The sequence below is a fragment of the Rubellimicrobium roseum genome (assembly GCF_006152145.1).
Lineage (GTDB): Bacteria > Pseudomonadota > Alphaproteobacteria > Rhodobacterales > Rhodobacteraceae > Rubellimicrobium > Rubellimicrobium roseum.
Genome location: NZ_VDFV01000024.1, coordinates 27,917 through 51,108, shown reverse-complemented (window position 1 = coordinate 51,108; position 23,192 = coordinate 27,917). Strand labels below are relative to the sequence as shown.

21 protein-coding genes are annotated in these 23,192 nt (G+C 70.4%); 2 read left to right on the top strand and 19 right to left on the bottom strand.

What is annotated here, in order from left to right:
• Nucleotides 1-203: 203 nt before the first annotated feature.
• A complete protein-coding gene (locus tag FHG71_RS14715) occupies nucleotides 204-689 on the top strand; it encodes a roadblock/LC7 domain-containing protein (RefSeq protein WP_218014098.1) in 486 nt (161 codons plus the stop codon).
• A 75-nt stretch (nucleotides 690-764) separates the two neighbouring features.
• Here the strand turns inward: FHG71_RS14715 and FHG71_RS14710 are convergent, their stop codons facing one another.
• The 12 genes from FHG71_RS14710 to FHG71_RS14655 all read right to left on the bottom strand — a co-directional run bounded on the left by FHG71_RS14710 (nucleotide 765) and on the right by FHG71_RS14655 (nucleotide 12,671).
• The gene (locus FHG71_RS14710) at nucleotides 765-1,139 is read right to left on the bottom strand and encodes a roadblock/LC7 domain-containing protein (RefSeq protein WP_218014097.1); all 375 of its coding nucleotides are present in this window, start codon (nucleotides 1,137-1,139) and stop codon (nucleotides 765-767) included.
• Between the two features lie 730 nt (nucleotides 1,140-1,869).
• Nucleotides 1,870-2,664, bottom strand: a complete 795-nt coding sequence (locus tag FHG71_RS14705) for a hypothetical protein (RefSeq protein ID WP_139082453.1) — start codon at nucleotides 2,662-2,664, stop codon at nucleotides 1,870-1,872.
• Nucleotides 2,665-3,312: 648 nt separating this feature from the next.
• Nucleotides 3,313-4,644, bottom strand: a complete 1,332-nt coding sequence (locus FHG71_RS14700; protein ID WP_139082452.1) for a glutamine synthetase family protein — start codon at nucleotides 4,642-4,644, stop codon at nucleotides 3,313-3,315.
• A gap of 70 nt (nucleotides 4,645-4,714) precedes the next feature.
• Entirely contained in the window at nucleotides 4,715-5,518 is an 804-nt protein-coding gene (locus FHG71_RS14695) for an ABC transporter permease (protein ID WP_139082451.1), read from the bottom strand.
• Nucleotides 5,515-6,411: an ABC transporter permease gene (locus tag FHG71_RS14690; protein ID WP_139082450.1), complete on the bottom strand. Its 897-nt coding sequence runs from the start codon at nucleotides 6,409-6,411 to the stop codon at nucleotides 5,515-5,517. Before FHG71_RS14690 ends, FHG71_RS14695 begins: the two co-directional genes overlap by 4 nt.
• A 244-nt stretch (nucleotides 6,412-6,655) precedes the next feature.
• Complete coding sequence (locus tag FHG71_RS14685; RefSeq protein WP_139082449.1) at nucleotides 6,656-7,378, bottom strand: transporter substrate-binding domain-containing protein; 723 nt, start codon at nucleotides 7,376-7,378, stop codon at nucleotides 6,656-6,658.
• A 62-nt stretch (nucleotides 7,379-7,440) separates the two neighbouring features.
• Nucleotides 7,441-8,163 carry a transporter substrate-binding domain-containing protein gene (locus FHG71_RS14680; RefSeq protein WP_139082448.1) on the bottom strand — a complete coding sequence of 241 codons (723 nt, stop codon included), beginning with the start codon at nucleotides 8,161-8,163 and terminating at the stop codon, nucleotides 7,441-7,443.
• Between the two features lie 35 nt (nucleotides 8,164-8,198).
• Nucleotides 8,199-9,014: an ABC transporter ATP-binding protein gene (locus FHG71_RS14675; RefSeq protein ID WP_139082447.1), complete on the bottom strand. Its 816-nt coding sequence runs from the start codon at nucleotides 9,012-9,014 to the stop codon at nucleotides 8,199-8,201.
• A 28-nt stretch (nucleotides 9,015-9,042) separates the two neighbouring features.
• The gene (locus FHG71_RS14670; protein WP_139082446.1) at nucleotides 9,043-9,783 is read right to left on the bottom strand and encodes a phosphate/phosphite/phosphonate ABC transporter substrate-binding protein; all 741 of its coding nucleotides are present in this window, start codon (nucleotides 9,781-9,783) and stop codon (nucleotides 9,043-9,045) included.
• The gene (locus tag FHG71_RS14665; RefSeq protein ID WP_139082456.1) at nucleotides 9,780-10,223 is read right to left on the bottom strand and encodes a tellurite resistance TerB family protein; all 444 of its coding nucleotides are present in this window, start codon (nucleotides 10,221-10,223) and stop codon (nucleotides 9,780-9,782) included. Before FHG71_RS14665 ends, FHG71_RS14670 begins: the two co-directional genes overlap by 4 nt.
• Nucleotides 10,224-10,627: 404 nt before the next feature.
• Nucleotides 10,628-11,407 carry a 23S rRNA (adenine(2030)-N(6))-methyltransferase RlmJ gene (gene rlmJ / locus FHG71_RS14660; protein WP_139082445.1) on the bottom strand — a complete coding sequence of 260 codons (780 nt, stop codon included), beginning with the start codon at nucleotides 11,405-11,407 and terminating at the stop codon, nucleotides 10,628-10,630.
• Nucleotides 11,408-11,609: 202 nt separating this feature from the next.
• Nucleotides 11,610-12,671, bottom strand: coding sequence for an NAD(P)/FAD-dependent oxidoreductase (locus FHG71_RS14655; protein WP_139082444.1), 1,062 nt, complete (start codon nucleotides 12,669-12,671; stop codon nucleotides 11,610-11,612).
• 122 nt (nucleotides 12,672-12,793) lie between these two features.
• On the opposite strand from FHG71_RS14655, the gene FHG71_RS14650 reads away from it, so the two are divergent.
• Nucleotides 12,794-13,396 carry a lectin-like protein gene (locus FHG71_RS14650; RefSeq protein ID WP_139082443.1) on the top strand — a complete coding sequence of 201 codons (603 nt, stop codon included), beginning with the start codon at nucleotides 12,794-12,796 and terminating at the stop codon, nucleotides 13,394-13,396.
• A 48-nt stretch (nucleotides 13,397-13,444) separates the two neighbouring features.
• On the opposite strand, the gene FHG71_RS14645 is transcribed toward FHG71_RS14650, so the two are convergent.
• The 7 genes from FHG71_RS14645 to xdhA all read right to left on the bottom strand — a co-directional run bounded on the left by FHG71_RS14645 (nucleotide 13,445) and on the right by xdhA (nucleotide 23,044).
• On the bottom strand, nucleotides 13,445-14,530 hold the full coding sequence (locus FHG71_RS14645; RefSeq protein ID WP_176559435.1) for a BMP family ABC transporter substrate-binding protein: 1,086 nt from the start codon (nucleotides 14,528-14,530) through the stop codon (nucleotides 13,445-13,447).
• A gap of 37 nt (nucleotides 14,531-14,567) precedes the next feature.
• Entirely contained in the window at nucleotides 14,568-15,500 is a 933-nt protein-coding gene (locus FHG71_RS14640; RefSeq protein ID WP_139082441.1) for an ABC transporter permease, read from the bottom strand.
• Entirely contained in the window at nucleotides 15,500-16,621 is a 1,122-nt protein-coding gene (locus tag FHG71_RS14635) for an ABC transporter permease (RefSeq protein WP_139082440.1), read from the bottom strand. The genes FHG71_RS14640 and FHG71_RS14635 overlap by 1 nt, the downstream gene beginning before the upstream one ends.
• 108 nt (nucleotides 16,622-16,729) lie before the next feature.
• Nucleotides 16,730-18,253 carry an ABC transporter ATP-binding protein gene (locus FHG71_RS14630; RefSeq protein WP_139082439.1) on the bottom strand — a complete coding sequence of 508 codons (1,524 nt, stop codon included), beginning with the start codon at nucleotides 18,251-18,253 and terminating at the stop codon, nucleotides 16,730-16,732.
• A complete protein-coding gene (gene xdhC / locus FHG71_RS14625) occupies nucleotides 18,250-19,176 on the bottom strand; it encodes a xanthine dehydrogenase accessory protein XdhC (RefSeq protein WP_139082438.1) in 927 nt (308 codons plus the stop codon). The genes FHG71_RS14630 and xdhC overlap by 4 nt, the downstream gene beginning before the upstream one ends.
• Nucleotides 19,173-21,458, bottom strand: a complete 2,286-nt coding sequence (gene xdhB / locus FHG71_RS14620; RefSeq protein ID WP_139082437.1) for a xanthine dehydrogenase molybdopterin binding subunit — start codon at nucleotides 21,456-21,458, stop codon at nucleotides 19,173-19,175. Before xdhB ends, xdhC begins: the two co-directional genes overlap by 4 nt.
• Nucleotides 21,455-23,044 carry a xanthine dehydrogenase small subunit gene (gene xdhA / locus FHG71_RS14615; RefSeq protein WP_139082455.1) on the bottom strand — a complete coding sequence of 530 codons (1,590 nt, stop codon included), beginning with the start codon at nucleotides 23,042-23,044 and terminating at the stop codon, nucleotides 21,455-21,457. Before xdhA ends, xdhB begins: the two co-directional genes overlap by 4 nt.
• Nucleotides 23,045-23,192: the final 148 nt, after the last annotated feature.

The following is a 23,192-nucleotide window of genomic DNA, read 5'->3' as shown; positions in this document are numbered from 1 at the left end:
CCCCTCAGACCGGGAGCTTGAATCACACCGTCACAGCGGGAGCGAGCAGATCAATGGGTCCTGAACCTAGATCCGGTCTGAAAGCGAAGCGAGCCGTAAGGGGGGAGCAACGAGGGAGGGGGCATCGACATCCGTTCCATCCGCCATCAGCGGCGGAGAGGACAAGCTGCAGTGACATGAGTGGAATCAGAACGAGTGGCCAAATGCTCGTCCAGCGCTTGAAGCGCATGATCGGAACGGACGATCTCGACGCTGGACAACCAATCCAAATCCCCGAGAAGCCGCCTTCCGGGCCTGCGACTCCGGGCATCCCATCCACGAAGGACGATGACATGCCAACCACCTCCATTGCCGACGCGGTCCAGATCAAGGGCTTCATCGGCGCCTGCCTTGTCGACGGCGACTCCGGCCTGATGCTTGCCTCCGAAGGCGGCGGGCGGCTCGACCTGAACATGGTGGCCGCGCTGAACACCGACTTTGTGAAAGCCAAGCAGCAGGCGATCGACCAGCTCGGACTCAATCAGGAGATCGAGGATATCCTCATCACCTTGGACAAGCAGATCCACCTGATCCGTCCGCTCGAGCGCCAGCGGTCGATCTTCATTTACGTGGCGCTGGATAAAGCCTCGGCCAATCTGGGAATGGCGCGAATGCAGCTGAAGAACCTCGAAGCCAATCTTCGGTTCTAGTCGGATCGACGGTTCCGAAGACGAGAAGGCCGGCGCCTTGCTGGCGCCGGCCTGTGCGTCGCGATGCAGGCCCGGTCAGATCTCCAGGGCGGCTTCCAGGGTCTTGAGCTGGATCCGGGCCATGCCGAGGTTGCAGGTGGCCCGGTCGAGGGCGACGTAGATGAAGATCGACCGCTGGCGCTCGAGCGGCCGGATCAGGTGGACCTGCTTGTCGAGCGTGATGAGGATATCCTCGATCTCCTGATTGAGGCCGAGCTGGTCGATCGCGTGCTGCTTGGCCTTGACGAAATCGGTGTTCAGCGCGGCCACGAGATTGAGGTCGAGCCGGCCGCCGCCTTCGGAGGCGAGCATGAGCCCGGTGTCACTGTCCACCAGGCAGGCGCCGATGAAGCCCTTGATGGCGGTCGCATCGGCGATCGAGGTGGTCGTCGGGCGCATGGTCATGTTCATGGTCGTGTCCTTCTTCGGGATGCAGGGGATCGTCCGGGGGCGTGCGGGGCCGCCCGGCCGTGAGTTCGACAGGTGGAGCGAAGGGGGCGGCGGGACTAACGGTCGGCCGCTCTCCCCTTCGCGCGGGGCGGAACGGTGAGGTCGGCGCGCCGGGATGACGGCGGTCGTATGGTCGAGCCCGGTTCTGGCATGGGCCGATCTCCTCTGGTTGGGCGGGGCCGGATCTGGTTCATCCAGCCCCTTGCCATCCTGAGTAGAGCCACGGCTCGCTGAATGGGAGAGGGTGATGTGTGCGAAGATTGTTGCACGATTACGCGGATTTAGCTGGGAACCGAATGCGTTCGGGCCGCGATGGCAACTGAAGGTTGCAAACGATCATGCCTGCAGCGACCATAGCGTGTACGATCTTGTCGTTCGCGAGCGTTTTGCGGCTGGACAGGCTGCATGGCCTGTGCTGGGCCGGCCAATTGCGGCGGGCGAAGGACGCAGGGCCTCTCCGAAGCGGAGGTGCCCCGTGATTCGAGCGAGCCGATATGCGGATCGGAAAACGGGGGAGCGGACCACGGCGATGGGCGGTCCAGCAGGACCTGTCTGCCAGCGGAATTGCGGCAGAGCGGTTCAGCGAGCGTGGGCAAGGCGATGGAGCCGGGAGCGGCTTGGGCCGGGTGTCGCTTGCGACGGCTCGGGCTGCGGTGCGTTCGGGGGCGCCGGTCGGCGCCCGCCGATCGGGTCAGAGCGCCAGGTTGGCCTCGATGTGCCGGATCTGCAGCCGCGCCATGCCGAGGTTGCAGGTGGCCTTGTCGAGCGCGACGTACAGGAAGATCGACCGGTGCTGCTCCAGGGGGCGGAACAGGTGGATCTGCGTGTCCATGGTCATGAGGATCTCGTCGATGTCCACCGTGTCCTCGTCCAGTTCGAGCTGGTCCACGGTGTAGTTCCAGGTCCGCATGAAGTCGGTGTTGAGCGCGGCGACCAGTTCGAGGTCGATGCGTCCGTCCCCCTCGGCGGCCAGGAGGTGGCCCGAGCCGCCATCGACCAGACAGGCCCCGATCAGGCCGCGGATCTGGTTGGCATCGGCCATGTCGACCGAAGGCGCGCCGGTCCAGGCGGGGCTCGGGTCGCGGGCTTCCACCGGGGACGACGGCGCCTCCGGCTCGGCCCGGTCCTCCTGGACCTGACCCTCGTCGTTGAGGATGCTCGTGACCGCGCCCTGCATCGTAGCGGGGACGTTCAGGATGGTCACGATGCGCGGCCCGCCGTTCGCCATCCCCTTGGCCGACCCTTTCGGCGCATCGTCGGGCATCATGAAGTCCACGAAGGAGTCGACGAAGCTGCGGCGCCGCTTGGCCGGAGGCGGGGTCGCCGGCGTGGCCGGGCGCGCCTGTTCCGGGACCTCCGCCGCCGACTGCCGGATCTGGCTGTCCTTCACGCCGATGTTGCGCAGCCAGGCGATCGCCCGCTCGGCCTTGGCGGCCTCGTCGAAGATCGCGGTCACGGAGCGCATGTCGCTGATGGTCGTCTCCATCCTTGTTCCTTCCTTGCTGGCGTTGCGGCGGCGCTCTGGCCGGCCTTCTGTTTCCCGGGATCGTCGGCGTCCGGGTCCGTCGGTATCCTGGGCTCGGGCGCGTCTTTGGGCAGGGCGCAATACGACGACCGGCAGGCCCGCATTGGGGCGCTCCGGTGGCGTCACTGGGGTGAGATTGGGCGGGGTGGGCTTAGGCCGACGGCGCGGACGGGGGCGGCTGCCCGACCGGGTTCACGATATGGCGGTCTTCGATCCGTCTGATCTGCATCGGCAATTCCTCCCTCCTGACGCCCTGGGGCGACGGCCGGCCGCATGGGAGCCTGCGCATCGCTTGGGGCGGTTCCTGTTCCTTGGGGGGAAGGCGCGAAGGTGGACGGGGCTTTGGTGGACCTGGTGCGCGGTTGTATGGGAACGGCGTTCGGGAACGTGGGTCCGCGCTTCTGGGTCGTCGTGGCGCTGTCCGGCTTGCATCGGCCTTTCGATCCCGTCCTTGGTCACGACAGGGTGTCACGGCATTTTGACCCGATCTTGTCTGCATGCCGACGAAACTGGGACCTTGCCGGCCGAAGAGGAGCAGGCGGCACAGGGCCGCCGCCCGGCCGGGGAGCCGGGCGGCGGCCTGCGTCCCGGCCGGGCCGGTGCGACCGGTCAGACCGTGTCGAGGTAGAGTTCGAGCTGCTGGCGGGGCGTGAGCTCGGCCATGTAGTGCAATTCCTGCCGCTTGGTCATGACGAGGTTGTCGATGAGCTGGGGCGGGAAGATGCGGCGCACGAAGGCGCTGCCCTCGAAGGCGTCGATGGCCTGCTCCCAGGTGTCGGGGATCTGGGCCAGGTCCTGCTCGTAGGCGTTGCCCATGATGGGCGGGGGGGGCTGGAGGTCGTCCTCGATGCCGACGAGCGCGGAGCCCAGGACGGCGGCGAGGAACAGGTAGGGGTTCACGTCGCCACCGGCGACGCGATGCTCCACCCGCCGGGCCTGAACGCTGCCGCCGGGCACGCGCACCGAGGCGGTGCGGTTGTCGTAGGCCCAGCAGATGCCGGTGGGCGCGTGGCTCTCGGGCACGAGCCGCTGGTAGCTGTTGGCGTGGGGGGCGAAGATCAGCGCCAGTTCCGGGATGCCCTTGAGACAGCCGGCGATGGCGTTCCTGAGCAGCGGCGTGCCCTCGAAGCTGCCGTCGGCGAAGGCGTTGCGCCCCCCGGCGTCCAGCACCGAGAAGTGGGTGTGCAGGCCGTTGCCGGCGTAGTCCTCGTAGGGCTTGGCCATGAACGAGGCGGCGAAGCCGTGGTTTCGCGCGAGGCCGCGCACGAGCTGCTTGAAGAGCCAGGCGTCATCGGCGGCCTTGAGCGCGTCGGGGACGTGGCTCAGGTTGATCTCGAACTGGCCCAAGCCCACCTCGCTGATCGCGGCCTCGGCCGGGATGTCCATCGCGTCGCAGGCGTCGTAAAGGTCGTTGAAGAAGCTGTCGAAGGCGTCCAGCGCCCGCAGGGAGAGGATCTCGGCCCCCGGGCGGCGCTTGCCGGAGCGGGGCGAGGGCGGCTGGCGCAGGTCCACGCCGGAGTCGTCGACGAGATAGAACTCCATCTCGGTGGCGACGCAGGGCGTGAGATTGCGGGCCTTAAAGCGGTCCACGATGGCGCGCAGGGCGTGGCGGGGGTCGCCGGCGAAGGGCTCGCCCTCCTCGGTGTACATCCACATCGGCAGGAGCGCGGAGGGGGTGGACAGCCAGGGCATCGGAACGTAGCCGCGCTCGGTCGGGCGCAGGACCCCGTCGGGGTCGCCGATCTCGAAGACGAGGGGGGAGTCCTCAACGTCCTCGCCCCAGATGTCGAGGTTGAGGACGGAGAGGGGGAAGCGGGTGCCTTCCTCCTCGATCTTGCGGGCGAAGCGGACGGGGATGCGCTTGCCGCGCGCCTGTCCATTGAGGTCGACGGCGCCGCAACGGATGTTGCGCACCTCGGGGTGCTGGTCGAGCCAGCTCATGGGTCACCTGTTGGGCTTGGATAGGTTGGGTCGCGTGTCGAGCCGACGGCCTATCGCCGTGGGGGCCATGTCATCGGATCACCTGGAACTTGGCCCGCCAGCGTCTCCCCTGGGCGGGCATGTGACGGTTGAGCCTTCTGGACCCGAGCTGGAACAGGCCGATAATGGCCAGGGTCAGGAGGATGAAGTACCCCGCGAGGATGGGGTAGGGGACGAAGGGGTTGAAGGTCTTTTCCGCGAAGTACTTCGCGTAGTAGAGCGCGTCCCCCTTCTGCTGGATGGCCGGGAAGCCGGTGAAGAACACCAGCGTCGTGGCATGGAAGAGGAAGATCGCCTCGTTGGTGTAGGCGGGCCAGGCCAGGCGCAGCATGGTCGGGAAGGTCACGCGCCGGAACTTGGTCCAGCCCGCGAGGCCGTAGGCGTCGGCGGCCTCCAGGTCGCCCTTGGGGATGGCCTGGAGCGCGCCGTGGAAGATCTCGGCCGAATAGGCGGAGGTGTTGAGGAAGAGCACGATCAGGGCGCCGAGCGCCGCCGAGGTCAGCGGGCTGAAGACCGGGACGCTCTGCTTGAGCGACAGGAACAGGAAGTAGCCGAAGAAGAACTGGATGAAGAGCGGCGAGCCGCGGAAGACGAAGGTGAACCAGTCGGCCGGCTTGCGGAGCCACGCGTGGTCGGAGCCCTTGGCCAGCGCCACGGCCACGGCGAGGAAGAAGCCGGTCAGGAGCGCCAGCGCGCCGAAGTAGATGTTCCAGGCCAGCCCCGAGCCGATCAGCGTCGCCTGCTGGCAGAAGGTGAAGTCGGTCGTGGGCAGGGCCCGTTCGCCCAGGCCGAGGGAGCGGAGGGCGTAGGACTGGAGGGTGTCGAGGCAGCTCATGCGGGGCCTACCATGGCGGTCTTGCGCTGCGCCTCTCCGCCGGCGATGGCCTGGCCGTGGGTCAGGCGGCGCATCAGACGGTCGAGCACGACCTCGGAGACGCGGGTGAAGGCGAGATAGAAGACCAGAAGGAAGAGGAAGTACCACATCCGCCAGTCGCCGTGCGGGTAGTCGGTGAACTGCGGGGTCTTGGAGCCGCCGAGGTCGCGCGCCCAGTAGACGATGTCCTCGACGCCCAGGAGGAAGAGGAGGGGCGAGGCCTTGATGAGCACCATCCAGAGGTTCGACAGGCCCGGCAGCGCATAGACCCACATCTGCGGGACGAGGACGCGCCAGAAGGTCTGGCGATGGGTCATGCCGTAGGCCTCGGCCGTCTCCATCTGGGCACGGGGAACCGCGCGCATGGCCCCGTAAAGGACATTCGCCGCGAAGGCGCCGAAGACGATGGCGAAGGTCAGGACCGCGAGCGCGAAACCATAGATCTCGTGCATCCACTGGGGCGAGGAGTTGAGCGGCAGCTTGGCGATGTCGCAGACCACGAAGTCGTTGCCCTGGCGGACGGGCTGGTCCCAGTCGGCACACATGATGCGGTGGCGAAGGTATTCGAAGCCCTGGTCCAGCGCGACCACGAAGAACAGGAAGAAGGCGATGTCCGGGACGCCGCGCACGATCGCGACGTAGCCCTTGCCGATCCAGGCCAGGGGCGGCACGCGCGAGCGCGCCAGCATGGCGCCGCCGAAGCCGAGGGCCAGTGCGGCCGGCGCGGTCACGGCCAGCAGCAGGAGCACCGTTCCGAAGGAGGTGTAGAAGCTCAGGTGCTTGCCGGTCGTCAGGTAGCACAGATACCAGCTCAGCCCTTCGAGCGTGGACGGGTCGGCGCAGGCGGGCAGCATCAGGCAGTGGCCTCCTCTCGGGGCGCGGCGGGAGGGGCGAGGCAGCGGACCGGACCCGCCCCGCCCTCCCGCGCATCATGGGGGAGGTCGGAGCGGCCGGCAATCGCGACGCTGCGGGCCGAAGGACCCGCAACGCGGGAGCCCGAGGCCGGGTCGCGAAGGGAAGCGCGAGAAGCGTGGGTCCGGGGGGCTTGGGCGTCGATCATGGCGGGGCGGGGCGCCGCGGGGGCGCCCTTCTCCTGGGTCAGAAGGTCTGGGTTTCCTCGCCGAACCACTTGATGAGCATCGTGTTGAGCGTGCCGTCGTCCTTCATGGACTGGATCGCCGCGTCGAAGGTCTCGCGCAGCTCGGCGTCACTCTCGCGGAAGCCGAGGCCGATGCCGCCGCCCAGGGGAACGTCCTCGCCCACGAAGGTGAGCTCGCCGCCCGACTCCCCGACGATGGGCGCGAGGAAGTCCTTGTCGGCCAGCACCGCGTCGGCCTCGCCGTTGCGGACGGCGGCGACGGTCTCCTCGGGGGTGGCGAACTCGACCAGCGTGGCGCCGGTCGAGGCCACGTGCGCGGCCTGGATCGTGCCGGTCTGCGCCGTCACGGTGCCTGTGTTCACGTCCACGTCCGGGGACAGCGCGGCATAGGCCGAGGGGCTGGGCGGATAGTAGTTCTGGGTGAAGTCGATCACCTCGTCGCGCTCGTCGGTGATCGACATGCCGGCGATGATGGCGTCGTAGTTGCCCGAAACGAGGTTGGGGATGATCGAGTCCCATTCGTTCGTCACCCATTCGCAGGTGAGCTGGGCGCGGGCGCAGAGCTCGTCCCCGAGCCCGCGCTCGAAGCCGTCGACCTCGCCCTGGTCGTTCAGGAAGTTGTAGGGGGGGTAGGCGCCCTCGGTGGCGAGGCGCACCACGTCCTGCGCGAGCGCGCCCGTGGCGGCGAGCGCCAGGGCAGAGGCGAAGATGATCCTGGTCATGGTGGTATCCCTGTGGCTGGTCGGAGAGGATCGGGGCGCCGTGCGCGCCCTCTGTATGTCGTTCAGAACTGTGGGGAGTTGTCGGGAAACCACTTGGCGAGGAGGCCGTTCAGGCTCCCGTCCTCCTTCATGGCGGCGATCGCCGTATCGAACCTGTCCCGGAGCTCGGCGTCGCTCTCGCGCAGGCCCATGCCGACGCCCCGGCCGATGATGACGGGCTCGCCCACTATCGTCATCTCGCCGTCCGAAGCGGCGACGATCGGCAGGAGGAAATCGTGGGTGGCGAAGACGGCGTCGGCCTCGCCGTCGCGCACGGCCTGCACCGTTTCCTCGGGCGTGGCGAATTCGAGGAGCGTGGCCCCGGTGTCAGCGACATGGCCCGCGTGGACCGTGCCCGCCTGCGCCGAGACGGTGCCCCCGGCGATGTCGGCGTCGCCGGAGAGCGCGGCGTAGCCCGCCGGCGCAGGCGGCATGTAGGGCTGGGTGAAGTCGATGAGCGCGTCGCGCTCGTTGGTGATGTTCATGCCCGCGATGATGACGTCGTAGTTGCCGCCCAGGAGGTTCGGCAGGATCGAGTCCCACTGGTTCACGACCCATTCGCAGGTGAGGCCCGCGCGGGCGCAGAGCGCGTCGCCCAGCTCGCGCTCGAACCCGTCGACCTCGCCCTGGTCGTTGATGAAGTTGTAGGGCGGATAGGCGCCCTCGGTCGCCAGCCGCACCACCTCCTGCGCCAGCGCGCCGGTGGCCAGACATGCCACGGCGCCTGCCAGTGTCAGGGTCCTCATTCGTCGTCTCTCCCCATGGCGAGCGGTCGTCCTTGTCACGCGGCCTGCGTGGCCGACAGGAAGCCCCGAAGGCGCTCGGTCCTGGGATTGCCGAAGAGCTGGTCGGGAGGGCCTTCCTCCTCGATGCGCCCCTTGTGCAGGAACACGACATGGTCGGCCACGTCGGCCGCGAGCCGCATGTCGTGGGTCACGATGATCATGGTGCGGCCCTCCTGCGCGAGGGCCTTGATGACGCGGATCACCTCCTGCTCCAGCTCGGGGTCGAGCGCGGAGGTGGGCTCGTCGAAGAGAAGCGCCTTGGGCTCCATGCAGAGGGCGCGGGCGATAGCGGCGCGCTGCTGCTGCCCGCCCGAGAGCTGCGCGGGCCAGGCGTCGGCCTTGTCGGCGATGCCCACCTGCGCCAGGTAGCGGCGGGCGCTGTCCTCGACCTCGCGGGGGTTGCGGCGGAGCACGGTGACGGGCGCCTCCATGACGTTCTGGAGGATCGTCATGTGGGACCAGAGGTTGAAGCTCTGGAACACCATGGACAGGTTGGTGCGGATGCGCGTGACCTGCGCGCGGTCGGCGGGGCGGCGGTCCATGCCCGTGCCTCGCCACCGGACCGGTTCGCCGCAGAAGAGGACCTCGCCCTGCTGGCTGTCTTCGAGGAGGTTGCAGCAGCGCAGCAGCGTCGACTTGCCCGAGCCCGAGGAGCCGATCATCGCCACGACGTGCCCGGCGGGCGCGCGGATGTCGACACCCTTGAGCACCTCGAGCGAGCCGTAGGCCTTGTGGAGGTTGCGGATTTCAATGACCGGGGCGGCGTCGGCTGGCACGGTGTCTTCCCTGTGATTCCGGGCAGGAGACGCCATTTGCCGAGTAGTTGCAATGATTTTGGGCTCAAACGGCCGTGACGTCGGGTTCCGGGGGCAGGGGGCGGTCGTAGGCGGAGGGGGGTAGTTCGACGATCGCCCGAAGGCCGAGCAGGTCCGCCTCTGCTGCGGGCAGGGCGGCGATGGCGTCGCCGATGGCCGCGCGGAAGGGGGCGGAGTCGCGGCCCGGAGCGGTGATGAAGGTCATGCCGGGCGTGGCCACCGTGCGGCCCAGGATGCGCAGGCGGGCGGCGGCGGGCTCCCACCGCTGGAGGTTGCGGAAGGTGATGGCGTCGATCCCGGCGAGGTCCGCGCGCCCCTCGGCCACCGCGCGGGCCGAAGCGGCGTGCGAGCCGGTGACGAGCACGGGGCTGAAGGGGATGCCCTGCGCGCGCAGCCAGTCCTGCGGCGCGTCCCAGCCCGAGCAGGACAGGGGATCGCTGATCGCGAGGCGGGGCCCCGGCGCTGGATCGTCGGCCCGCGCCACGATCACGCTGTAGTAGTGGCCGGGCGGGACCTCGGGCAGGCCGTAGTCCGAGGCGGCGATGACGGTGACCCGGCCCCGGTGCCGCGCGCGGAAGGGCAGGTTGCAGATCTGGCCCAGCACGAGGTCGGGCCGGCCCCAGCCCGCATCGTAGGGCGTGGCGCGGTCGAGCGCGTCGGGCGCGGCGACTCCGCGGGCGCGCAGCCCGTGGCGGACCAGCGCCCAGAACGCGTCATGGGCGGCCGCAGTCTCGGGCCGGTCGTACATCGGCAGGCTGGCGATCACCGGGGCCGCGCCTCGACCCGCTGCCGCGCCAGCGCGCTGTCGGCGTCCTCGACCCCCAGCATGGGCGCCACGAGCCGCATGAGCCCGTCCTCGTCCACGTCGCGCCGTCCGTCGGCCAGGGCCACTTCCCACAGCGCCTCAATGACGCCCAGGCGGTCCTCGTAGGGGACGTGGTCCTTGATGGCGCGCGTGAAGCGGACGGTGTCGGGGGCCTCCTCCTCCAGCACCTCGGCTTGGCCGCGCAGACGCGTGGCCTCGAAGGGTGAAAGGCCGAAGCGGGCGCGCAGGACGGCGTCGATCCGCTGGACCTCGGCGGCGTCGTAGTGGTCGTCGGCGCGGGCAAGCCGGACCAGCAGCGCGGCGAGCGCCAGCCGCGCGTCGGGGTCGGGCAGGATCTCGGGCGCGGGGGAAAGGAGGCGGCGGAGCAGGTTCTCGAACATGGCCCCGAGGTATAGCGCGCGCTCGCTGCGGGGGAAGCCCCGCCGGGGAACCGGAGCGCGCGGCAGGAGCGTGGCCCCGGATCCGGCCGCGAGAGCCACGAGGGAGGCGGCACGCTGCAGCCGATCCTGATCCACGCGGGCGCGCTGGTGCTGTCGGAGGTCTGAATCTGGGCCGAGGCCTTTGCCCGGTTCGGGTGTTTCGGGATTCGAGACCGTGGTCTATTGCGCTCGCGGCCAGCAAGATGGTGGGCTTTGGCGACGTACTGCGGTCAAGGGGCGGCGCATCCTAGGGCCACGGCCGCCGGTAACGGCAGCAACGACATAGGCCTGCTGACGGCGCTTCTTCTGGCGTATGGCGGTCGCGCCTCGGCGGCGGGTCCGAGGCAGGCCCGGCCGCCTAAGGATCAACCCAGTGTCGCGAAGCGGTCCGACAGCCAGGCCGCCCGTTCCTCCAGCCCTCGGGGCGGGTTCACGGCGAAGAGGCCCGAGCCGACCATGCCGTGCCCCGCGCGCACGGGGGGGAAGCGGACCTCGTGGCGCAGCGCGCCCGGAAAGGCGCGGGCGAGGCGATCGAGCATGGGCGCGTGACGGACGTCCGCGAGGAGCGGATACCAGAGCAGGAGGATGCCGGTGTTCCAGCGCGCGTGGACCTGCTCGAGGATGTCCGGAACCGAGGCGTAGTCGTCCTTCACCTCCCAGGAGGGATCGACGAGGAGGACGCCGCGGCGCGGTGTCGGGGGCGTGCGCTCCAGAGCCATCGCCAGGCCGTCGCATCGCTCGACCTCTGCGCCGTAAGGGACGAGGTTGTAGTCGAGCTCGTCCCATTCGCGCGGGTGCAGCTCGGCCAGCGTCAGGCGGTCCTGCGGGCGCAGGGAGAGCGCGGCCACCAGCGGCGAGCCAGGATAGGCCCGGGAGCCGTGGCGGTGGCGCGTCTCGGCCAGGACGCGTGCGTAGGGGTCCGAGGCCGGGAACCACGACTCGGCCCGCGCGATGCCGGCGGCCGCCTCGCCGGTCTTGCGCGCCTCGGGGGCGCCCAGGTCGTAGAGGCCCCGGCCGGCGTGGGTTTCGAGGTAGGACAGGGGCTTGTCCTTGCGCGCGAGGTCCGCGAGCAGCCAGGCCAGCATCGCGTGCTTCTGGACGTCGGCGAGGTTCCCCGCGTGATAGCCGTGCTGGTAGGAAAGCATGGCGCGCCACGTAGCGGCGCGGGGGCCGCGAGGGAAGGGGGTTCGCCGCCAGAGGGCAGCCGCCCCCGACGATCGCCAGAACTCGGGGACGGCCTCCTCCACGCGACGGAGGCCGGAGTCCCCGCCGCGCGGCCATGACGGCCCTTTGGGGATAGGAGGGGATTGTGACGCTCTTGCGGAGGAGTCGGGTCGCACCTGCGACCTAGCGCCGGAGGCGGGCCGGGCCGAGCGCCGCGACGAGGTCCGGGCCGAGCGTGGGCGGCGCGGCTGCGGCCAGCTCGGCCAGGTGGCGGCTGGCGGCGCAGGCCGTCTGGAAGCCGTAGCCTCCCTGGCCTGCGCACCAGAGAAAGGCCGGCTCCAGCGGGTCGGGGCCGAGGACGAGCTGCCGGTCGGGCGCGAAGGTCCGAAGGCCCGCCCAGGACGCGAGGAGGCGCGTGACCGTCATGGTGACATGAGCCTCGAACCGGGCGAGGCCCTCGGCCAGGATCATGTCGTCGGCCCAGGCGTCGTGGGGCTCCTGCGGGTCCTCCTCGGCCGGGCAGACGAGGAGGGCGCCGGCGTCGGGCTTCATGTACCAGCTTTCGCCCGCGCCGACGACCATAGGCCAGGCGGAGGGGTCGCCGGGCGACGGAATGCGCGCCATGGAACGGCGCAGCGGCTGGAAGCCCAGGGGCGGCAGCCCCGCGAACGTGGCGATACGGTCGGCCCAGGCGCCGGCGGCGTTCACGAGGACACGGGCCTCGTGCGTGTCGCCCGCCTCGACGGCCCAGCCCATCGCGGTGCGGTGGATGGCCGTGACGGGCGCGCGGGTGAGGACGGTCGCGCCGTTGGCGCGCGCCTCGCGCAGGAAGCCTTGGAGAAGGAGGTCGGTGTCGAGGTCGAGCGTGTCGGGCTGGACGGCGGCGCGGGTGACGGCCGGGCCGAGCACGGGCAGGCGAGCGCGGGCCTCGTCGAGGGGGATCTCCTCCATCTCCAGGGCCCGCAGGTCGGCTTCGAAGAGCGCCTCGTCCTCGTCGCGCGCGACGGTCATCAGGCCACGGGGGGACAGCGCGCCGCGCGCCTCCAGCTCGGGCCGCGAGGCGCGGTTGAGCGCGACGGTGGAGGGGGCGCCATAGGTGCCCTCGAAGACGGCGGCCGAGCGCGACGAGGCGTGATGGGCGAGGCTGCCTTCCGCTTCGAGCAGCGTGACGGAGCCCAGGGCGGAGAGCCGCGCGGCGGCGGAGACGCCGGCGATGCCGCCGCCGATGATGAGGAAGTCGGTCATGGCGCCATCAACACCGGCGGCGCCGACGTGGCAAGTCCCCGGGCTGAACGGGAACAGGCGGAAATCAAACGTGAAAATGCTAGGATCGTACATACCTCGCAGCCCGCTTCGCTTTCAAGGAGATGAACAGGCTGAAGAAACTGTCGGCGCTCGCGCTGGCCATTGGACTGGCCACGCCGGCCTTGGCCGGACCGGTCAAGTGGGAGGGGAACGGACACTACTACGAATTGGTCACCTGGTACTCGCAGGCGACGTTCGGCGGAGCGATGGCGGCTGCGGCCGGACTCAGCTTCCTGGGTGCGAGCGGCCATCTTGCGACGGTGACGTCAGCGTCGGAGCAGATGTTCCTCGATGTCCTCAACTGGACCTCGTCGGGCAACGGAGAAGGTTTCCATGGCTACACGTCGGCTTGGCTGGGGGCCTCGGATGCCGAGGAGGAAGGCGACTGGCGTTGGGTCACGGGCCCGGAAGCGGGTCAGTCCCTGTATTCGACCTGGGACAACTGGGCCGATTGGGAGCCGAACAACATGGGTCGTGACGGGGCGGAGAACTTCGCTGTCGGTTGGTGGTATGACACCATGTGGAACGACATGCAGGATAACTATGCGGCGCTAGCCTACGTCGTCGAGTACGACGTGGCCCCCGTTCCGCTGCCCGCCGGCCTGCCGCTGCTGGCGGCCGGGCTGGGCCTGCTGGGCGTCGCCGCGCGCCGCCGCACGGGCTGATCCGGAGACCGGGCCCGCCGCTTGGGCGGGCCCGGACGGTCGTGGTCGTCAGGCCGGGATCTCGCCCGCGATGCCTTCGACGTAGAAGTTCAGGCCGCGCAGCTCCTCGTCGGTGGCGGTCTGACCTTCGGCCAGCCAGGGCGTGCCGTCCTGCTTGTTCAGCGGACCGGTGAACGGGTGGTACGTCCCGGCGGCGATCTGGTCGCGCAGGGCCTCGGCCTCGGCCTTGACCTCGGCCGGCACGGCCTCGGTGATCTCGCCGATCAGCACCTCGCCGTCGGCGATGCCGCCCCAGAAGGAGTGGGTGGCCCAGGTGCCGTCGATCGCCGCCTGCACGCGGCCGATGTAGTAGGGTGCCCAGTTGTCGATGATCGAGGAGATCCGCGGCACGGGCTTGAAGGCCTCCATGTCGGACGCTTGACCGAAGGTGAAGACGTTCCCGGCGGCCTGCGCGGCGGCCTGCGGGGCGGTCGAGTCGGTGTGCTGCAGGATGACGTCCACGCCCTGCTCGATCATGGCCTGGGCGGCGTCGGCCTCCTTGGCGGGATCGAACCAGGTATAGGCCCAGATCACCACCATCTCGACGTCCGGGTTCGCCTTCCTGGCATGGATGAAGGACGAGTTGATGCCCTGGATGACCTCGGGGATCGGGAAGGAGCCGATGTAGCCGATCTTGTTGGTCTTGGTCATCTTGCCGGCAATGTGGCCGATGACCGCGCGGCCCTCGTAGAAGCGGGCGTCGTAGACGGCGAGGTTGTCGGCCGTCTTGTAGCCGGTCGCATGCTCGAACTTCACGTCCGGGAACTGGGCGGCGACGTTGGCGGTCGCGTCCATGAAGCCGAAGGAGGTCGTGAAGATCAGGTCGGCGCCCGCGAGGACCATCTGGGTGATCGCGCGCTCGGCGTCGGCGCCCTCGGGGACGGATTCCTGGTAGATCGTCTCGACCGCGTCGCCGAAGTGCTCCTCGACCGCAAGGCGGCCCAGGTCGTGCTGGAAGGTCCAGCCGCCGTCGCCGATCGGGCCCACGTAGATGAAGCCGACCTTGAGCGGCTCCGTCTGCGCCCGGACGGGCAGGCCCAGAGTCGCGAGCGTCGCGGCCGAGGCGCCCGAGGCGAGCAGCGTCCGTCTGTTCAGTTTCATGCCAAAACTCCCTGCTTGGATGAGACGCCTCTTAGCGCGAGGCGTGGAAGGGTTGCCCGAGCGAGCCCGGCGCGGCCAGCCGCGCCCGGCCTCGGCCCGAGGAGATCAGCACCAGCACGAGGATGGTGACGAGATAGGGGGCCATCGACAGGACCTCGACCGGGACTGGGACATTCGCGGCCTGAAGGTTGAGCTGCAGGACCGAGATGCCACCGAAGAGCCAGGCGCCGAGGAGGAGCCGCAGGGGCCGCCAGGAGGCGAAGACCACGATGGCCAGCGCGATCCAGCCCGCGCCCGCCGTGACGCCCTCGGTCCATTGGGGAACGCGGACGAGGCTGAGATAGGCGCCGCCCAGGCCCGCGCAGGCCCCGCCGAAGAGGATGGCCAGGAAGCGCAGCCGCAGGACGTGGTAGCCCAGCGCGTGGGCCGCGTCATGGTTCTCGCCCACCGCTCGCAAGGTCAGGCCCGCGCGGGTGCGACTCAGGAACCACCAGGTGCCCGCGACCAGCGCGAGGCCCAGGTAGACAACCCAGTCGTGTCGGAAGAGGATGGGCCCCAGCGCGGGAATGTCGGACAGGAGCGGGATGTCGAGCCGCGCCGTCGAGGGCGCGCGGATGCCCTGGTAGCCTTGGCCGATCAGCGAGGCGAGGCCGAGCCCGAAGAGGGTGAGCGCGAGGCCGGTCGCCACCTGGTTCGACTTGAGCCAGAGCACCAGGACCGCGAAGATCACCGACAGCGCCGCCCCGCCGGCTGCCGCGCCAAGGAAGCCCAGGGCGGGCGAGCCCGTGGCGACGGCCGTGGCGAAGCCGGTGATGGCGCCGGTGATCATCATGCCCTCGACGCCCAGGTTGAGGACGCCCGCGCGCTCCACCACCAGCTCGCCCAGCGCGGCGAGGAGGATGGGCGTCGATGCCACCATGAGGGAGGCGAGGAGGAGGATGGGGGAGATGCCGCCCAGATCCATCAGCTCGCCTCCTGCGGGGCGGCTGCGGCTGCGGGTGCGGGGACGACCGGGGCTCCCTTCCAGCGAAGGCGGAACTGCGTGAGCACGTCCATGGCGAGAAGGAAGAACAGGAGCATCCCCTGGAAGAGCTGGATGGCGGCGGCGGGCAGCGAGAGCTGGAGCTGCGCCATCTCGCCCCCGATGTAGGTGAGCGCCATCAGGAGCCCCGCGAGCAGGATGCCGACGGGGTGCAGGCGGCCCAGGAAGGCCACGATGATGGCCGTGAAGCCGTAGCCCACGTTGAAGTCGATGGAGATCTGCCCGGCGGGCCCCGTCACCTCGAAGAGGCCGGCCGCACCGGCAAGGCCGCCGGACATCGCCATGCAGGCCAGCACCAGCCGCGATGGCGAGACGCCCGCGAAGGCGGCGGCGCGGGGGCTCTGGCCGGCCAGGCGCACCGCGAAGCCGAAGACGTGGCGGGCGAGCAGGACATGGGCCACGATCACCGCAAGCCCCGCCGCGATCACGCCCCAGTGGATGCCGGTGCCCGGAAACAGCTCGAGGTTCGCGGCGGCCAGCCACTGGGACAGGTTGCGCGAGCCGGGGAAGCCCATGCCTTCGGGATTCTGGAGCGGCCCCAGGGCCGCATAGGCCAGAAGGTTGGTGGCCACGTAGACCAGCATCAGCGAGACGAGGATCTCGTTCGTGCCGAAGCGGATCTTGAGGAGCGCGGGGATCAGCGCCCAGGCGATGCCGCCCAGCGCTCCGGCCGCGACCATGAGCGGAAAGACAAGGCGCGACTCGGTCGGGTAGAAGGCCAAGCCCACGGCGGCGCCCGTGAGCGCGCCCAAGATGTATTGCCCCTCGGCCCCGATGTTCCAGATGCCGGCGCGGAAGCCGAAGGACAGGCCGACAGCGATGAGGATGAGCGGCCCCGCCTTGATGAGCAACTGCGGGCGCGTGTAGCTCGCGAAATCGCCGAAGAGCGGGTCCCAGAAGATCGTTCGGATGGCGAGGACCGGGTCCTTGCCCAGCGCGGCGAAGAGGAGCCCGCCCGCGATCATGGTGGCGATCACCGCCAGGACCGGCGTCGCGAAGGCCCAGGCGCGGGACGGGTTCGGGCGCTTCTCTAGGACGATCATGCGGTGCGCCTCCGGCCGGGGTGGGATGCGTATTGGGACCAGGTCGATGAGCGATGCCCTATCAACTTGGCAGAAATACGCCTGCGACGGCGGACAGGGGCGGGCCGGCTAATGGTGGGCATGGGCGACCTCCATGCCGTGCGCACCGCCGAGGAGGAGGCCGATCTCCTCGACCGACAGGCCGCGTGCGGGGCGGGCCGGGGACAGGCGGCCTTCGTTCAGGGCGGCGAAGCGGTCGGAAATCTCCATGAGCTCGTCGAGGTCCTGGCTCACCACCACCACAGCCGCCCCCTGCGAGGCGAGGTCGAGCAGCGCCTGCCGGATCGCGGCGGCGGCGGCGGCGTCCACGCCCCAGGTGGGCTGGTTCACCACCAGCACCTCGGGGCGCTGGAGGATCTCGCGCCCGATCACGAACTTCTGGAGGTTTCCCCCCGAGAGCGAGCGCGCGGCGACGCCGGGGCCGGGCGTGCGCACGTCGAAGCTTTGGATGATCCGCTCGGCGAACCTCGTCGCGGCCCCCCAGTTCACGAGCCCGCGCCGGGCGAGCCCCTCGCGCACGCGGCCCGTCAGAAAGGCGTTCTCGGTGAGGGTCATGTCCGGGGCGCTCGCGTGGCCGTTGCGCTCCTCGGGGGCGCAGAGGAGGCCGCGCGCGCGCCGTTCGGAGGGGCGGCAGGTGCCCACGGGCTCGCCCTTGAGGCGGACCATGCCGGGGGCGGTGCGCATCTCGCCCGAGAGGGCGAGGAGAAGCTCGTCCTGGCCGTTGCCGGCGACGCCGCCGATGCCCAGGACCTCGCCCCGGCTGACCGAGAAGGTCACGTCGCGGAGCGCCGTGCCATGCAGGCGCGGCGAGGACGCGGTGAGCGAGGCCACTTCCAGCACGACCTCGCCCCCGCCGACCGAAGTCCGTGCGGGGGTGCGAAGCGTGCCGCCCACCATCATCTCGGCCATCCGGCGGGCCGAGGTCACGCGCGGGTCGCAGGTGGCGACCACGCGGCCACCGCGCAGGATGGTCGCCTCCTCGCAGAGGGCGCGGATCTCCTCGAGTTTGTGGGAGATGTAGAGGATCGCCATCCCCTCGTCGCGGAGCTGCCGCAGCGTGCGGAACAGTATCTCCACCTCCTGAGGGGTCAGGACCGAGGTGGGCTCGTCCATGATGAGGAGGCGCGGGGACTGGAGGAGGCAGCGGATGATCTCGACCCGCTGGCGCTCGCCGGCCGAAAGGTCGCCCACGCTGCGGCGGGGGTCGAGCGGCAGGCCGTATTCGTGCGAGACCTCCGTGATGCGGGCGGCGAGGTCACGCAGGGGCGGGGGATTCTCCATGCCCAGGGCGATGTTCTCGGCCACGTCGAGCGCGTCGAAGAGCGAGAAGTGCTGGAACACCATCGCCACGCCGGCGGCGCGGGCGGCGCGCGGCTCGGGCGGGGCGTAGGGGCGGCCCCCGAGCGCCATGGTCCCGACGTCGGGCCGCACGAGGCCATAGATCGTCTTGACCAGCGTGGACTTGCCGGCGCCGTTCTCGCCCAGCAGCGCATGGACCGAAGCGGAGCGGATGTCGAAGCTCACGTCGCTGTTGGCGATCACGCCGGGATAGGCCTTGGTCAATCCCCGGATCGCCAGCAGCACGTCGCTCATCCGGTCGCGTCCCTTTCCTGGCGTAGATCGCCTGCCCCTGCGGCCCGCATTAGCGCAGCGGCGACGCCGACGGCAATGGCTTGGGGGTGCTTTCCCAAGGTGGGATCGCCTATCGGGCAGGCAATGCGCGAAATGTGAGCGGCCGTGTGGCCAAGCGCAGCGAGCTTTGTGCGGAAGCGGGCCATCTTGGTGGCCGAGCCGATCAGGCCGAGGCTGGCGAAGCCGTGCCGCAGGAGCGCGTGGCAGAGCTGGAGATCGAGCTCGTGCGAGCGCGTGAGGACCAGATGGTCGGCGTCGGTGGGCGCGTAGCGGACCAGCGCGGGGGGCTCGGCGGCGGGCAGTCTCGTCACGCCCGCGGGCACGCGGTCGGGGTAGCGGTCGGGGCCCAGGTCGATCCAGGTGATCGCCACGCCCGGCCAGGGGGCCAGCACGTCCACGATCGCGCGCCCGACATGGCCCGCGCCCCAGACCCAGAGCGGGCGACCCGGCGCGGGCGCGGTCTCGACCAGCCAGCCGTCGCGGACCTGCGGCGGCGTGCCGGGCGCGGGGTCGAGCGCGGGGCGCGGGGTGGCGCTGCCCCCGAGGGGCCGCGTGTAGGGCAGCGCGGTCGGGAGCGTGGCGGCGTCGAACCGCTCCCAGGCGAGCGTGACCGAGCCGCCGCAGCACTGGCCCAGCGCGGGCCCGAGCGGGATGGGGCGCAGCCGCGGGGCGGGCGCGGGCTCGGCCAGCATGGCCCGCGCCTCGGCGATGGCCTGGTTCTCCAGTTCGCCCCCGCCGATGGTGCCGTCCTCGCCGCCTGCCCAGACGAGCATGGAGGTCCCGGCCTCGCGCGGGACCGAGCCCGCGACGGTGACCACGAGGATGCGGACCACCGCGCCTTGGGTGGCGACCGCCGCGCGGAGGGCAGGAAGGTCGAGGCTCATCCGCCCCGCGCCCGGTGGACCGCCTGGAGCACCCGTTCCGGCGTCGCGGGGGCCTGGAGGTCGGGAAAGTGCGGCCCGCAGGCCGCGCAGGCGTCCCCGAGCGCGAGGAAAACCGAGATGCCTAGCATGAACGGCGGCTCGCCCACGGCCTTGGAACGGTAGATCGTTGCGGATGGGTTCGGCGCGTCCCAGAGGCGCACGTTGAACACGGCCGGGCGGTCGGAGACGGCGGGGATCTTGTAGGTCGAGGGCGCGTGGGTCCGAAGCCGACCCTTGTCGTCCCAGACCAGCTCCTCGGTGGTGAGCCAGCCTGCGCCTTGAACGTAGCCGCCTTCGATCTGGCCGATGTCCAGCGCGGGGTTCAGCGACGACCCGCAGTCGTGCAGGATGTCGGCGCGCAGGATGCGGTTCTCGCCCGTGAGCGTGTCGAGGACGACCTCGGTCACCGCGCAACCGTAGGAAAAGTAGAAGAAGGGCCGTCCCTGGCCGCGCCGCCGGTCCCATTCGAGGTCGGGCGTGGCGTAGTAGCCCGTGGCCGACAGCGACACCCGGCCGAGATAGCAGGCCTCGACGGCCGCGTCCCAGGTGAGTTCCTGCCCGCCGACCGTGACCATGCCGTCCGCGAACTCGACCCGGTCGGGCGTGGTCTGGTGGAGGCCGGCGAGACGCTGGGCCATGCGGTCGCGGATGGTGTCGCAGGCCGCCTGCGTCGCCATGCCGTTGAGATCCGCGCCAGAGGAGGCGGCGGTGGCCGAGGTGTTGGGCACCTTGGTCGTGTCGGTCGCACTGATGCGGACGCGCGACAGCGGCACGCCCAGCCGTGAGGCCGCGACCTGCGTGACCTTGCGATGAAGGCCCTGACCCATCTCGGTCCCGCCATGGTTCAGCAGGATCGAGCCGTCCCGGTAGACGTTCACCAGTGCGCCCGCCTGGTTGAGGTGGGTGAGCGTGAAGGAGATGCCGAACTTGACCGGGGCGTAGGCGAGGCCACGCTTGAGGATCGGGCTTCCGGCATTCCAGTCGCGGATGGCCGCGCGCCGGGCCTCGTAGTCCGAGGAGGCGAGGAGTGCGTCGGTCATCTCATGGAGCGGGAAGTCGGTCACCTCCATGCCGTAGGGCGTGGTCTGGCCCGCCTGGGTTCCCGCCGGAGCGTAGAAGTTCAGGCGGCGGACCTCCACAGGGTCGCGGCCCAACTCCTGCGCGACGTGGTCGATGATCCGTTCCATTCCCAGCATGCCCTGAGGACCCCCGAAGCCGCGGAAGGCGGTCGCGGATTGCGTATGCGTCCTGAGGCGATGCGAGGTGATCCTCATGTGAGGGATGAGGTAGGCGTTATCGGCGTGGAGCATCGCGCGGTCGCAGACGGCGAGGCTCAGGTCCTGCGACCAGCCGCAGCGGGCGTATTGCGTGACGTCGATCGCGAGGAGGTGGCCCTCGTCGTCGAAGCCCACCTCGTAGTCGATGCGGAAGTCGTGGCGCTTGCCGGTGATGACCATGTCGTCGTCGCGGTCGTAGCGCATCCGGCAGGCGCGCCCCGTCCGCTCGGCGGCCACGGCGCAGGCGATGGCGAGCGCGTTGCCCTGGCTTTCCTTGCCGCCGAAGCCGCCGCCCATCCGCCGCATCACCACGCGCACGTCGTTCATGTGGAGCCCGAGGGCATCGGCGACCTTGTGCTGGATTTCGCTCGGGTGCTGGGTCGAGGAGTGGACCTCCATCTGCCCTTCTCCGGGCAAGGCGAGGGCGGCCTGGCCTTCGAGGTAGAAGTGCTCCTGACCGCCCATCTCCAGCACGCCCCTGAGCCGCCGAGGGGCACTGGCAAGGGCCGCGGAGACGTCACCCTTGGTCCAGGTGCGGGGGCCGTCCTCGAAGCGGCTGTCGGCGGCCAGCGCCTCGTCGATGGTGAGGAGGGGCGGGGCGGCCTCGACCTCGGCTCGGGCCAGCTTGGCGGCCCTGCGCGCGGCGAGGTGGCTCGTGGCGATGACGAGGAAGAGCGGCTGGCCGAGGTAGTGGATCGTGCCGTCGCAGAGGAGCGGCTCGTCGTGGACGGAAGGGGAGCAATCGGCGGGGCGGAGGAGGTCCCCGGCTGCCATCACGTCCACCACCCCCGGCGCGGCGCGCACGTCCGAGAGGTCCAGCGAAAGGAGCCGCCCATGGGCGATGTCGGACAGGCCGAAGGCCAGGTGCAGGCAGCCCGCAGGAGCGGGGATGTCGTCGACGTAGCGCGCCTGCCCCGTGACGTGGAGAAGGGCGGAGTCGTGCGTCTCGCGCAGGCCCACGGTCATGGCGTGATCCCCCGGATGTCGATGACGGCGCCGGAGAGCTCGGCGTGGTAGCGCATCAGCATTCCTGCGGCGGCCTCCAGCCGGTAGGTCGCCGAGGCACGCATGTCGGAGAGGGGCGTGAAGTCTTGCGCGAAGGCGGGCATCGCCGCCGCAATGGTCTCGGCGGTCCAGGGCTGGCCGAGGAGGGCCGCCTCGACATGGGACGCGCGCTTGGGCACGCCGGCCATGCCGCCGAAGGCGATGCGGGCGGCGGTCACGGCCCCGTTCTCGATGGTCACGTGGAAGCCGCCGCAGACGGCCGAGATGTCCTGGTCGAAGCGCTTGGAGAGCTTGTAGACCCGGAAGGCAGGAGCCGCGGCAGGGATCGTCACTGCCTCCACGAACTCGCCGGGCTGGCGGTCCTGCTTGCCGTAGGCGAGAAAGAAGGCCTCCAAGGGTATGTCGCGGCGGGTGTCCCCTTTGCGCAGGTGGAGCGTGGCCCCCAGGGCGATCAGAGCGGGCGGGTTGTCCCCGATGGGGCTGCCGTTGGCGATGTTGCCGCCGATGGTGGCGGCGTTCCTCACCTGCGCCGAACCGTAGCGGCGGATGAGCGCGGCCCAGCTCGGGTAGCGGTGGGCGACGGCCGAAAGCACCTCGGTCATGGTGGCGCCCGCGCCGAAGCGGAGGCGGTCGCCCTGGGTCTCGATCCGGGCGAGGTCGCGGGCGCGGTGGAGGAAGGCCACCTTGGGCAGGTCGCGCAGGCCCTTGGTCACCCAGAGCCCCACATCCGTCGCCCCGGCGACCAGCGTGGCGTCGGGGTTGGCGGCATACCAGGCGGCGAGCGCGTCGGCGCTGTCGGGCAGGAAAGCCGCGCCGTCAGGGATTGGCGCAGGGAAGGGCAGGGCGATGGGCGCGGGCTTTGCCGTCCCGGCCGGGACGGCGCCGCCCGTGGTCTCGCCGCGCGTGCCTGTGGGGTCGGGCACGGGGCCTGAGCCGGTGACGCGGGTCTGGGCGGTGTCCACCGCATCCTCGCGCCGGCCGGCCCAGCCCTCGGATGGGGGCATGTCGCCCGCGCCGGGGCCGGAGGGGGTGCCCAGCGCCCCAGAGGGTGCTTCTCCGAAGGGTTCGTCGCGCAACCAGTCGGGCACGGGGACGAGGGCCGCCGCCTCGGCCGCACGAATGATGGGGGCGTAGCCCGTGCAGCGGCAAAGATTCCCGGCGAGCGCCGTGTCGTGGTCGCGGTCCCCGTTCAGGTGCGCGGCCGCCATCGCCACCACGAAGCCCGGGGTGCAGAAGCCGCATTGCGAGCCGTGGTGGTCAATCATCGCCTGCTGCACGGGATGAAGGTCGCCCTCGGGCGAGGCGATCCCCTCGACGGTGCGGACGGCCTTGCCGGCGAGCTGGGGCAGGAACAGGATGCAGGCGTTGAGCGCCCGCGCGCCCCTTGCGTCCGTCACCATCACGGTGCAGGCGCCGCAGTCGCCCTCGTTGCAGCCCTCCTTGGTGCCCGTGAGTCTGCGTTCCTCGCGCAGCCAGTCCAGGAGCGTCCGCGTCGCCGGCCCCCGCGCCGCGACCCGTTCCCCGTTGAGGAGAAACTCGATCTCCATGTGAAAGCCCGCCGCGTTACCCTGTTGGCCGAAAAGGCGCGCGGTCGATGCGGCGTAGACCGCGGCCCGGGCGCCATCAAGGCGCAAGCCGCCCCTCTTGGCAAGCCCTGGAGGCAACTCCTCGCGCGGTCGGGATTTCCTGACTGTC